A 13,227-nucleotide genomic window follows, 5' to 3' on the forward strand; every position below is an offset into this window, starting at 1 on the left:
TAATTCTCCTTAACGGCGCTATTATGCACACCTTAACGGAGATATTGAAGGCATATCACACTAGAAAATAACGGATGAGATCAATAAGCCGTCACTCGAGGGAGGATCCATAGGGGGATCCATTGAGTGACAGCTTGATAGGTTTCAGCTGGTTAGGGCATAACTAAGCTTGTTATGCCCCGACCATTAATGGTTGCAGGTCAGTACAAAATGACAGTTACGCGGGTAGCTACGCTGACAGCTGTGCTAGCAAGTAATGGGTCAACATAGGCACAGGGCGACCAGTTGAGCCCTTGCTGCCTTGCCATGCGGTGCCGGCGATGTCCAAATGTGCCCACTTGTATTTTTCAGTGAAGGCTTTTAAGAACATGGCCGCGGTGATAGAGCCACCGGCGCGTGCGATGTTACCTGTGTTGCGTAAATCTGCAAACGGTGAGGTAATTTCTGCCGCGTAGTCTTGCCATAGTGGCATTGGCCAGCCGCGATCCCAAGATGCCGTGCCTGCATCTAATAGCTGTTGGCTAAGTGTATCGTCGTTGGCATAAACGGCCGTTGGATGAATACCTAAGCCCACGATCACCGCGCCCGTTAAGGTGGCGATATCAACTACGCTTGCTGGGTTAAAGCGCTCTGCATAAGTGAGTGCATCACACAGTACCAAGCGGCCTTCGGCGTCGGTATTGATGATTTCGATGGTTTTACCGCTCATGCTGGTGACCACATCGCCCGGCTTAGACGCGCGCGCCGATGGCATGTTTTCAGCTGCGGCTATGATGGCAACCACATTTAAGGCCGGTTTTAGCTCGGCCAGGGTATGCATAGTACCTAGCACAGACGCGGCGCCGCCCATGTCGTATTTCATTTCTTCCATGCCAGCACCCGGTTTCAAGCTGATACCGCCACTGTCAAAGGTTAAGCCTTTGCCTACTAGCACATGTGGGGCCTGAGTTTCGTCAGTGCCTTGATATTTCAGCACGATCAGCTTGGCTGGCTCATCACTGCCTTTGGCAACGGATAAATACGAGCCCATGCCTAAGGCTTCCATATCACTTTCTTCAAGCACTTCAATGGAAAATGCGTCATCTTTTGCCGCTAACTCACCTGCAAAGTCAGCAAGGTAAGTGGGGGTACAAATGTTTGAAGGTAAGTTGCCTAGCTCTTTGGTGATGTTCATGCCTGTGGCGATGGCTTGGCCTAGTTCAACGGCTGCTAGATTTTCTTGTGCGGTGATAAAGCTTACCAGTTCAATTTTTTGTGCCGGCGTTTTTTCAGACTTGGTGGTGTCATAGCTGTACAAGCTGCTCACCCATTGCTGCGTCACTTGAGTTAAGGTCCAATCAAGGTCGCGACCGGCTGGCACTAAGGCTTCAACGGCGAGGTTAAGTTGCTTGTGGCTGTCTTTGGTTCCATTAGCAAGGGCTTGCACTAGTTTGAGTAATTCATTCTCATCAAACTTTTCACGCTTGCCTGCGCCAACCACTAAAATAGCTTGTTCGCCGCCGAAGTAAGGGGTGAGCACGCCTGTTTTAGTTGAAACTAAGTCTTGCTCAATTAGGGCGGCAAGGGCGTGCTGCGCATCTAGGCCGTCAAGGGCTTGATGATCATCTTGAAATACAGGAACCACTAGCGTGTGGTTGTCGAGTTGACGGTTAGTTGTAACGTTAAACTTCATAATACTGCTCTATTTATTTGTTTTATAGGTAAAGGGTAGGGTGACCTTAACGGCTCGGCAGCCGATGCCGCCGAGCAGGGTAAAGGATGTTGTCATTGATGGCTACTCATTTGCTGCTGAGCTGTTGCCAGAAATAAGCAAAATCGAGGGCTTTGGCATAAGCACTTTGTTTTAGATCTGCCGCGCCAGCGTGGCCACCTTGGGTATTTTCGTAATAGAAAAACGGATAGTCTAAGGCTTCCATTTTTGCTGCTAGCTTACGGGCATGACCGGGATGCACGCGATCATCCTTAGTCGAGGTTCTAAACAGTACCTTAGGATAAACCTGATCCGCTTTAAGATTTTGATACGGCGAATAGGTCTTGATCACGTTCCAATCTTCGGCAATATCCGGGTTACCGTATTCCGCCATCCAACTGGCGCCAGCCAGTAATAAATGAAAACGCTTCATGTCGAGCAGCGGCACTAAGATATCGATGGCATTAAAGAGATCGGGACGCTGGGTTAAACACACCCCCATTAATAGGCCGCCATTTGAGCCGCCCATGGCTCCTAAATGTTTAGGCTGGGTGATGTTTCGTGCAATCAAGTCTTCTGCGACCGCAAAAAAATCATCATAAGCGCGTTGCCTGTGATGTTTTAATGCCGCTTGGTGCCAAGCGGGACCAAATTCACCACCGCCACGGATATTGGCGATCACATAAGCGCCGCCCTGCGCCAACCAAGTTGCGCCCGCATGGGCTAAATAACTGGGTTTGAGGGAAACTTCAAAGCCGCCATAGCCATAGAGTATGGTTGGGGTGCTGGCATCAAAGGCGAGGGCCTTGTTGGCGATCAAATAATAAGGCACTAGGGTGCCATCTTTGGAGGTCGCCCAATGCTGTTTCACTTCCAGCTGGTTGGCATCAAATTGCGGCGCTAATTGTTGGATCACTTTCGGGGCTTGGTTTGGCCCAATTAATAGTAAAGACTCTGGCATTAGAAAGCCTTCGGCTTTGACCAGTACCGTGTCATCGGCTTCACAGGTGTCGATGATAGACAAACTTAAATTGGCTTGCGGCGTTAGATCGCGCACTTGCCAGTTGGCATCTAAACAGAGCAAACGCGACGACACGTTTTCTAATAGCTCAATATAGATCACGCTGCCTGCTGCGCTAATACGCTCAACGGCGGCCTTGCTACTGGCGCGATACACCAGTTTGGGCTCGGCCTCTTTACAAAGTAAAGATGACATTGGCAGTGCAATCACATCGGCTTGCTTAAATCCTTGCCAATCGGCTTTTAGGGTGACCAGTAAGTGATCATTAAATAAGCCATGAATTTCATGTTGCTGGGGTAGGGGCAGTTCAATTAACTGCTGGCCAACCAAGATATAACTAATATAGTGGAAAAAGTCGAGGCAACGCGTCACGCCGCTGTAACTGTGATCACCTTGCTCTAACCTAAAGGTAAACAGGCCCATTTCGTTACTGGGGATGGTGAGCAGATGTTTACTATGCGCTAGCGCTTGGCCGCGGCTCCACAGTTTTAATTGAGCCGGATAACCTGAATCCGTCAAGCTATTGGGCCCAAAGTCAGTACCGACTAACACTTGCTGCTCATTGACCCAAGCTAAGGTACTTTTGGCTTCGGGCAAGTTAAAGCCATCGCTGACAAAGGCTTGCTGGGTTAAGTCAAATTCACGCACTTGCGCAGCATCGCTGCCACCTGGACTTAAGGTAATAAGGGCTTTTTCGTGTTGCGGTGCTAACACATCAATTTGCTTAACAACCCAAGCCTGATCTTCTTGCTCACTTAAGGCGTCAACATCCAGTAAGGTTTGCCAAGCTAACGGGCTTTCACTATTTGCAAATGGCGCGAATGACGTCTTGCGCCAAATACCTTTGACGTGATCTTGGTCTTGCCAAAAATTGTAGTAGTCACCTTGGCGACGTTGGCCGTAGGGAATTTTTTGGTCGTTTTCTAAACTGGCTAAAATGGCTTGTTGAAACGGTTCAAATACCTTGATGCTTTCTAATTCGGCTTGGCTGCGCTGGTTTTGTTGCTTAACCCAAGTGAGTGCTTGCTCACCTTCAACCTGCTCTAACCATAGAAAGTTATCTTGTTCCATGTACTACTCCTATACCACATCCAGTGTGAGCAACGATTCAACTACAATCTTCAACAACACGCCCGATTCTGCCATAAAGTCCTGATGATGACAGAGCAAGCTAATAAAGTGCCTATGGGTAAGCCCATAAGGTGCATGTCATGAGGCTCTAAGTGAGGGGTGCTGAGTAAAACTTGATGACTCTTTTTTGTTCAATTGAGGTTATTTTTGTGCTGTAAACCCGATCTTATCCCTTGCTTTTGCCCCATTTTACAGAGTGCAGCCAAACTAGGATCATTTATTGATACTGAGCGTATCGCGCAGTGAGGCTTTAGGGCTTGGCGCAGCGGAGCGATAGGCTTGCCGTGCTAGAATGCGCCAAATCTAAAATGGTGCGATAGTATCAAGCGTCCCACCAGCGACCAAAACCAACTGGTGGTCTGAGTCGGCAGTACTGATTCAAGCTGAATCGTTAGCTCAAGAAGGAGAGAGGGTTGTGCTAGCCTATTTTATCCGGCGTTTATTGCTGGTTATTCCCACATTTATAGGTATTACCGTACTGGTGTTTACCATTACCCGCTTTGTTCCCGGTGGCCCCATGGAACGAGCGATTGCAGAAATGCAGCAAATGAGTTTGTCTCAAGGCTCAAGTATGAGCAGCAGTTCGCTTTCTGAAGATCAGCTGGCTGAACTGAGTGCCTTTTACGGCATGGACAAACCTGTATGGCAAGCCTATCTCGATTGGATGGCAAAACTATTACAAGGTGATTTAGGTGAATCGACCTTCTATCAAGATCCTGTGCTGGATCTGATTTTAGAGCGCTTACCCGTGTCTACCTTTTATGGTGTCTGCTTATTTTTAATCAGCTATGGCGTATCGATTCCCTTAGGTATCGCTAAAGCCCGCCACCATGGCAGTTGGTTTGACAACCTGTCATCCATCGCTATCTTTGTGGGTTTTGCTTTACCCGGCTTCGTGGTCGGTATTTTGCTATTAACCATCTTTTCATTTCAGCTTGAATGGTTTCCCTTTGGTGGCTTCGTCAGCGATGACTTTGAAGATTTAGAAACCTTGGGTGAGCAAATCTATGAAATACTCTGGCATGCGGTATTGCCGCTACTGGCTTATGCCATTGGTGATTTCGCCATCTTAACCATGACGATGAAAAACTCGTTAATGGAGAACTTGTCTGCTGATTACGTGCGTACCGCGATTGCTAAAGGCCTGCCGTTTGATCGTGCCTTAAAACAACATGCGCTGCGCAACAGCTTGATCCCCATTGCCAGCCATTTTGGTGCGGTGGTAAGCGTGTTCTTTGCTGGCTCCTTCTTAATCGAAGCGGTATTTAATATCGATGGCATAGGTTTGTTAGGTTACGACGCGATTTTACAACGCGATTATCCGGTGGTGATGGGCATCTTAGTGATGACCTCAATTGCCATGATGATAGGTAACATCCTCTCGGATGTGTGTGTTGCCTTGGTTGATCCTCGAGTTAAGTTTGGGAAGTAACATGATGAAATTAAATCCATTAACCCTAAAGAAACTTAATCGCTTTCGCTCAATCAAACGCGGTTACTATTCCGCCATCATCTTATTGGTACTGGTCTTGCTGTCGGCCTTTGCCGAGTTGTGGGTCAATAACCGAGCGGTCATTGTAAAATATGACGGCGATTATTACTTCCCAACTTACAGCGATGTGTATTCGGGTAAAACCTTTGGCTTAGATTACGCGTATGAAACCAAATACCGTGAATTGGCGCAGAAATTCGAACAAGAGGGTGGCGATAACTGGGTGTTGATGCCTTTTATCCCTTATAGCCCTTATGAAAATAACTACTATGAGGATCAGTACCCACCAACGGCACCTTCTTTTGCGGATAAGCATTACTTAGGCACAGATACCTATGGCCGTGACGTGGCTTCACGCTTGATCTACGGCTTTCGTTTAGCCATGGGCTTTGCCTTTTTGGTGATGGCGATTTGTTATGCCATCGGCGTGACGGTCGGCTGCTTTATGGGCTATTGGGGCGGTAAAGCTGATTTGCTCGGTCAGCGTATCATTGAAATCTGGAGCCAGTTGCCCGGCATCTATGTGATCATGATTATTGTGTCCATCTTTGGTTCCAACTTCTGGCTGTTTGTCATGATCATCGTGATGTTTAACTGGACCGCCATGACTTGGTATATGCGAACCCTAACCTATAAGGAAAAGGCCCGCGAGTATGTGATGGCGGCCAAAGCCCAAGGAGCATCTACCGCACGGATCATTTTCAAACACATCATGCCTAACACCTTAGTGATGATAGTCACCATGGCTCCTTTTACCATCGTCAGCAATTTAACCTTATTGACCTCCCTCGATTACCTTGGTTTAGGTTTAGCGCCGCCAACGCCAAGCTGGGGTGAGATGTTATCTCAAGGTAAAGATAACCTAGATGCGGTGTGGATTGTGGCCTCGGTCGTCACGGCCATCGTGGTGGTATTAACCATGGTGACTTTTGTTGGGGAAGCCATTCGGGAAGCGTTTGACCCGAAAAAACACACTAAATACATTTAAGGAAATCACCGGGCAGGTTTTGCTCGGTGATTTAAACGCCTACCTAAGTGTGGTGGGTGTCATATGGAAAAGAGGACAGAATATGAAGTTAAGTCTTAAATTACAGTGTGGCCTACTGGCTGCTTTAAGCTTATTTTCGACAGCCGTTTTCAGTGCTGAGCTGCCAGAAGGATTGGTTTGGGAAAACAATTTGGACCAGCCCGTTTTTGCATCAGATAAAGCAAAAAAGGGCGGTACGTTACGCCTTTACACCGACAGTTATCCACCGACATTTCGCGTGGTGGGGCCAAACTCAAACGGTGAATTTCGAGAGTATATTTTGGGCAACCAAATGGCGTTGACCATGTTGCACCCCAACACCAAAGAATTTATCCCCCAAATTGCGACCGAATGGGCGGTGAAAGATGACTTTAAAACCGTCTACTTTAAGTTAAACCCAGCGGCGCGCTGGTCTGATGGCGAGCCCGTAACCGCAGATGACTTTGTTTACGCTCGTGAGTTCCACTTAAATCCCAATATTAAAGCGCCTTGGTATCATGAGTATTACACCAATCAGTTAGTTGATGTGACCAAGTTCGATGATCACACCATTTCAATTACCTTAGGTGAAGCCAAAGAAAAGCAAGAGCTGATTGCCGCCACCAGTATTACGCCTGTGCCTGAGCATTTTTATCAAGGCCGCATTGGTGAAAACTGGGTAAGAGAAGCCAACTGGGAAGTGGCACCAAACACGGGGCCTTATGTGCTAAGTCATTTTCGCAAAGGTAAAACCGTTACCTTCAAACGCAATCAAGACTGGTGGGCGAAAGATCTTAAGTTTCAAAAAAACCGCTTTAATGTGGACAAAATTCGCATCAAGATCATTCGTGACAAAGCCATTGCTTACAAGCACTTCTTGAAAGGGCAACTGGATACTTTTGAAATGCCGGAGCCGATTTACTGGCACGAGAAAACCAAAACCCGTGAATTTGCATCTGGTTATATCTTAAAAACCTTAGCCTATAACGATAAGCCAAGGATCCCTTGGGGTATTTATCTAAACACCAAATCGCCATTACTGTCTGACATCAATATTCGCCTAGGCTTACAACACGCCATGAATATGCAAAAAGGTATCGACAAGGCACTACGTGGAGATGTGCAGCGTTTACCGCAATTTACCTCAGGTAACGGTGTTTATCAGGCAGATATCAAACCCCGTGAATTTGATTTGGCCAAGGCGGAAGCCTATTTCAGCAAAGCAGGCTGGGGTGAGCGTGATGAAATGGGTATCCGCGTGAAAGACGGTCAACAGTTATCCATTGAACTGATGTACAACGGTGATCAACGTAATGATCTAATGGTGATTTTACGTGAAGAGGCGAAAAAAGCCGGCGTGGATTTGCGCCTTAACAAAGTCGACTTTACCACTCGCATACGCACCGTGGGCGAAAATAAGCATCAAGCCTACTGGGGCGGTTGGGGCGTGGGTGTGTTAGCACCAGCCTATTGGCAGTTTTTCCACTCGGTTCACGTGGGCCAAAATAACACCAACAACACCACCAACACGGCGGATCCTGAGCTGGATAAATTAATTGAAGCCTATCGCAGCGAATTTGATGTCGAGACCCGGATCAAGCAAGCCAAACAAATCCAACATATGCTGCACGAGCAAGCCATGTTCATTCCAGGCTATCAAGAATCGACCTCACGCGCGGCCCATTGGCGTTGGGTTCACACTCCTGAAGTGCCTATCACGCGTATGTCTAGAGCCATGTTTAGTCTCGATGCGGCCATGAGATTCGGCATTTTCTGGATTGATGAAGAAGAAAAGAAAGCAGTATTGAAAGCGCGTAAAAAACGCATTCCTTTTGAGCCTGAGGTAAAGATAGATGAAACCTTTAAACACTAATCCTAGCTCAACAGAGCCAACAGCGGGTGAGCAATTAGGTGAAGTGGTGCTGGATGTTCGCCAGCTAGAGACCACCTTTACCACGGAGCAAGGCAAGATTAAAGTACTTGACGGCGTGAGCTTTCAAGCTAAGCGCGGCCAAACCATTGGTATTGTGGGTGAATCAGGTTGTGGTAAAAGTGTTACGTCATTATCGATAATGGGCCTATTACCGCGTCCCCACGGTCAAGTGACTGGGGGTGAGGTGATCTATAAAGGTCAAGACGTGACAAAACTGCCGCCGGAAAAACTGTATGAAATGCGCGGCGATCGCATCGCGATGATTTTCCAAGAGCCGATGACGGCCTTAAACCCTGTGCATACCATAGGTGAGCAATTGTGTGAGGTGTATCGACTGCACCGTCCTGAGTTTGATAAAAAGCAGCGCAAAGAAGAAGCCATTAACATGCTCAGAAAGGTAGATATTCCTGCACCAGAAAAGCGCTTTAATGTCTATCCTCATGAGTTATCTGGCGGTATGCGTCAACGTGTGATGATAGCCATCGCACTGGCATGTAAGCCGGATATCTTAATTGCCGACGAGCCTACCACAGCATTGGACGTGACCATCCAAGCCCAGATTTTAAGCTTGATGAAAGAGCTGCAGCAAGAAACTGGCATGGCGATTATTTTCATCACCCATGATTTAGGTGTCGTAGCCGAAATTTGTGATGAAGTAGTGGTGATGTATGCCGGACGAGCGGTAGAGAAAACCAATGTATTTGAGCTGTTTGAAAACCCGCGTCATCCTTATAGCCGCGGTTTATTAAACTCGATCCCCCGTTTGGATGATAAACCCAAAACCCGTTTAAACACCATTGAAGGCTCGGTGCCTTCCTTGGCTGAGATGCCGAAGGGGTGTCGCTTTTACAACCGTTGTCCGGATCGTCAAGAACAGTGTGAACATCAAACCCCTGTGCCGGAAATGATCGCCAATGATCATATGGTCAGTTGCTTAAGGCTCAAGGAGTTAAGCTAATGCATGACGTAGTAAGTGAAGTAGTATTATCTATTCGTGATTTAAAACAGCACTTTGCTATTGGCGGCGGACTGTTTAGTAAGAAGAAGTTCGTTTATGCCGTCGACGGCATTAGCTTTGATGTAAAAGCGGGTGAAACCTTAGGTCTTGTCGGTGAGTCTGGCTGTGGTAAAAGTACCGTAGGCCGCACTTTACTTAAATTGTATGAGCCGACATCGGGTCAGATCTTCTTTGAAGGGCGCGACATAACCAAGTTGGGCAGCAAAGAAATGGGCGATCTGCGTAAAGAAATGCAGATCATTTTCCAAGACCCAATGGAAAGCCTGAACTCGCGCCACACCATAGGTGGCATCATGGCTGAGCCGTTTGAAATTCACGGCATCGGCACGCCTGAAGAGCGCCGAGTTTGGGTGGAAGAGTTATTGGTTAAAGTTGGCTTACCGAAAACGGCAGCCGATCGTTACCCTCATGAATTTTCCGGTGGACAGCGCCAACGTATCGGTATTGCCCGTGCCATTGCGTTAAAACCTAAAATCATTGTTTGTGATGAAGCGGTATCGGCATTAGATGTGTCAGTACAGTCTCAGATTGTTAACTTACTACTTGAATTACAAAAAGAAATGAACCTTGCGCTGATTTTTATCGCCCATGATCTTTCGGTAGTAAAACACATTTCTGATCGCATTGCGGTGATGTATTTGGGTAAAGTGGTCGAAATGGGTGATGCAGAAACCTTATACCGTGAGCCTAAACATCCGTATACCCAAGCGCTTATTTCGGCTATTCCAATCCCGAACCCAAGGCATCGTAATCAACGGATTATTTTGCAGGGTGATGTGCCCTCGCCAATGGATCCTCCGCCGGGGTGTCATTTTAATGCTCGTTGTGTTCACGCAACCGATGAGTGCCGGGTGAAGCGCCCTGAGTTGATTGATTATGATAGCCAAGGCCATCAGGTAGCTTGTCATTTAGTTCAGCCTATCGCATAAGCAACGCCTTTGAATAATGCCGTATCAAGGTGGCTTGATACGGCTTTTTTTATGCTTTTTTTGAGTAACAACATGAAATCCATCTTAGTTGCCGGTTTTGAGCCTTTTAATGGCCAGAGCGTGAATCCTGCCAGTGAAGTACTGCCATTATTGGCAAATACGTCATTGACCAATGCGGTTGTACATTGTCAGACCTTGCCTGTGATTGGGGCTGCTGCCCACGAGAAGTTGATGACTTATATCGAGCAATACCAGGCGGATATTGTGTTGGTGTTAGGCCAAGCGGCGGGGCGAGACAAGCTGACCCTAGAGCGCGTTGCGATAAATGTAGATGATTACCCCATCAAAGATAATGCAGGTGAACAGCCGCTTGACCAGCCCATTGTTCGCCATGGCCCAGCGGCTTATTTTACGACATTACCGATCAAATCTATGACCCATGCGATGAACAATGCCAATGTCCCAAGCGCGATATCCAATACGGCGGGAACATTCGTTTGTAATCATATTTTTTATCGTACCTTGCATTCCTTGGCAACTGAGTTAACCACTCGCAAAGTAGTGATGGGCTTTATGCATTTACCTTTATTACCCGAGCAAGCACAAGCTCAGCAATTTGCGATGCCTTTGTCAGAGCAGCTAGCAGGCGTTCAAGCCTCGCTCACGGCCGCGTTAGCACCAACAGAGAGCGTCGCTATGGTAACCGGCAGTCAGTGTTAATAGTGTGGAGCTCGCGCTATTGGATTTGCTTCAAATTCATAAGCTGAGCTGAATCTTGTTTCTGAAGTTTTTCATAGCAAGCCCTCAATTTTTAATTTTCTGTAGGAGTTATGAGCAATGTATGTACGTCACCCTCTTGGCTTACTTGCTCACTGACAATAAGATTTGACCCACCTACATCGTAACCATATAAATTGTCGACATCATAATGGCGTTGTTGGTGATTACTCAACGAGGTGACATTTATTCGAGCACCTTGCTCCGAGTGTGTTAAATAGTACAGCTCGCCTTGGGATATTTTTATCTCAGCGGCATTAGCGGGTAAGACGACGTTTTGGGCAATGGGATGTTGTTCAAAATCGGATAGTGCTAGGTTGAGGTTATCCAAATGAACTTGGTGTAGTTGATGATTTTCATCATCGATGAGATAGAGGGTGTGTGTTGATGAGTGATCGGCGATAACGCTATGCCAACGTTTGCTCAGTGTTCGTTTTTCGCCTGTGATCGCATTTATCAAGTAATTAGTACTATGATTTTGTTGCCAAACCCTCACGCTTAGCCACTGGTTATTTAGCCAATCAGCATGGCCTATCTTCCCTGAAGTAGAAAATAGGATGACAGGCTCTGAAGTACCTTTATCCTTGTCTTCAGGTATCGTCAGGCTAGATATTTGTTTTGATTGCACTAACAGCAAACTACGATCATCGGGTGAAAAAGATAAACTTTTAATTGTTCGATGCTGCTTAAAATCGGTTAGCTTTTTGGTTTTCTCACGAAATGAATGGGACATGTACACTTGATTAATACCGCTGCGTTTAGAGATAAACGCATATCTAGCTTGTTGATGCGCTAAACTGGGTAAATAGTCATAAACTGATGAATTATTGGGTGAATGGTTCGTCATACTCATGGTAAGCCAACGTAAATTGAAGTTGGTATTAGTCGTTGTGAATAAAACATCGGAACCATTGTTTATTCTATTTAAATCAACAGTATAGTGCTCAGAAAGGTTGACGAGAACCTGCTGTTTGCCGCTTCTATCAGTCAATAAGATACTGTGTTCGGGCGGCTCAGACAGCATTACTATTTTATCGCTATCATGATACCAAATCGCTTCGCTCACGGGATAATCAAAGTGCTGCCTTAGTTGAGTTTTTCCTGTATCAAGATCAAAGGTAAAAAATTGTGAATAGTTATCTGTGGGGGTACTGATTATAAGCAGAGCGTGCTCGTCTGGTGCAACATCTAACTTACTGATATTAAGGACTTCTTTTTCCGGTATAAGAATTTCGTATTGCTGTTGATTGACAATATCATAACGATAAAGCGTGAGATCTGAGTCGCTATTAGCGTGAGCAGTAAAAAAAACTTGTTGGCGTAACTCAGCAAGCTTAATTTCTTCGATTTGATATTGGCTGCAATTGAAAATGACTTCCGGCTTTGACAAAGCCGTTGGCGATGCCCAGCTTACTTTGTTGACGCTGCAGCTTTGCTGATGTTGTTGCAGATAATAAATGTGGTCTTGGCTGTCGATAGCAAACACGTCACTGAGAGTACTGCTTGCATTTCTGACTCTATATGTTTTGTTACTGCTTAAATCTTTGCGCCAAAGCTGTGTTTTGCCGGATTTATTACTGGCTTTAACAAATAATAAATAGCGCAAATTGGGATCGATAATAGCAGAATGTTCTGCGCCAATCGCGCGCGTTAACTCTTTGGTTTTTATAACAAGGGTACTTTCTCGTTTAGCTAACCCAACAATTATGGCGATTAAGGTTAAGATGCCTATCAGGAAATAATATACGAGCGTTCTTGGGCCTTTTGGTTGATGTCTTGCTGGCTCGTTTTCCGGTTGTTCAGAACAAAATGTCACGTCTGCGATAAAGCAGTACCCTTTCTTTGGCACCGTTTGAATAAAAGAAGGTTTTTTTGGATCGTCATTCAGCGTCTTGCGAAGGTTGGCAACTATCTTGTTTATCGCATTATCCGTTACCATACTACCGCCCCATACATTATCCAATAAGTCTTGGCGGCTTAGTAATTTGTTGGGGTTTTGGCAAAAGAAGAGCAGCAGGTTAAAAACCTTAGGATCAATTTGAACGTCTTGATTTTGCTCTTGTAAGCGAGCTAACTCAGTATCAATGGTAAATGTACCACAACGAATAAAACGCATTAGCCATCCATGCTATTTGGGAGTGTTACAGGCATAATCATACATAACAAAAGTCCCGTAACAAAATGATTAATATAAGTTTTTATTATTTTGTGTGAATGGGATTAGAAGATG

9 protein-coding genes are annotated in these 13,227 nt (G+C 46.0%); 6 read left to right on the top strand and 3 right to left on the bottom strand.

The features are described from left to right. Positions 1-229 precede the first annotated feature (229 nt). On the bottom strand, positions 230-1,672 hold the full coding sequence (locus K6Y21_RS01795) for a leucyl aminopeptidase (protein ID WP_233069953.1): 1,443 nt from the start codon (positions 1,670-1,672) through the stop codon (positions 230-232). 106 nt (positions 1,673-1,778) lie between these two features. Next, positions 1,779-3,782: a prolyl oligopeptidase family serine peptidase gene (locus K6Y21_RS01800; RefSeq protein ID WP_233069954.1), complete on the bottom strand. Its 2,004-nt coding sequence runs from the start codon at positions 3,780-3,782 to the stop codon at positions 1,779-1,781. 475 nt (positions 3,783-4,257) lie between these two features. On the opposite strand from K6Y21_RS01800, the gene K6Y21_RS01805 reads away from it, so the two are divergent. From K6Y21_RS01805 to pcp, 6 genes are all read left to right on the top strand, one after another. Then, positions 4,258-5,274 (top strand): ABC transporter permease subunit, encoded by a 1,017-nt coding sequence (locus K6Y21_RS01805; RefSeq protein WP_233069955.1) that lies wholly within the window; start codon positions 4,258-4,260, stop codon positions 5,272-5,274. Between the two features lies 1 nt (position 5,275). Then, the gene (locus K6Y21_RS01810; protein WP_233069956.1) at positions 5,276-6,322 is read left to right on the top strand and encodes an ABC transporter permease; all 1,047 of its coding nucleotides are present in this window, start codon (positions 5,276-5,278) and stop codon (positions 6,320-6,322) included. An 82-nt stretch (positions 6,323-6,404) separates the two neighbouring features. Then, positions 6,405-8,213, top strand: a complete 1,809-nt coding sequence (locus K6Y21_RS01815) for an extracellular solute-binding protein (RefSeq protein WP_233069957.1) — start codon at positions 6,405-6,407, stop codon at positions 8,211-8,213. After that, positions 8,194-9,231, top strand: coding sequence for an ABC transporter ATP-binding protein (locus tag K6Y21_RS01820; protein ID WP_233069958.1), 1,038 nt, complete (start codon positions 8,194-8,196; stop codon positions 9,229-9,231). Before K6Y21_RS01815 ends, K6Y21_RS01820 begins: the two co-directional genes overlap by 20 nt. After that, positions 9,231-10,220 (top strand): ABC transporter ATP-binding protein, encoded by a 990-nt coding sequence (locus tag K6Y21_RS01825; protein WP_233069959.1) that lies wholly within the window; start codon positions 9,231-9,233, stop codon positions 10,218-10,220. The genes K6Y21_RS01820 and K6Y21_RS01825 overlap by 1 nt, the downstream gene beginning before the upstream one ends. Positions 10,221-10,292: 72 nt before the next feature. After that, positions 10,293-10,940 carry a pyroglutamyl-peptidase I gene (pcp, locus tag K6Y21_RS01830; RefSeq protein WP_233069960.1) on the top strand — a complete coding sequence of 216 codons (648 nt, stop codon included), beginning with the start codon at positions 10,293-10,295 and terminating at the stop codon, positions 10,938-10,940. 91 nt (positions 10,941-11,031) lie between these two features. Here pcp and K6Y21_RS01835 read toward each other — a convergent pair whose 3' ends face one another. After that, complete coding sequence (locus tag K6Y21_RS01835) at positions 11,032-13,113, bottom strand: winged helix-turn-helix domain-containing protein (RefSeq protein ID WP_233069961.1); 2,082 nt, start codon at positions 13,111-13,113, stop codon at positions 11,032-11,034. Positions 13,114-13,227 lie beyond the last annotated feature (114 nt).

This window comes from Motilimonas eburnea (assembly GCF_021295345.1).
In the GTDB taxonomy this organism is placed as follows: Bacteria; Pseudomonadota; Gammaproteobacteria; order Enterobacterales; family CBDFNC01; genus Motilimonas; species Motilimonas eburnea.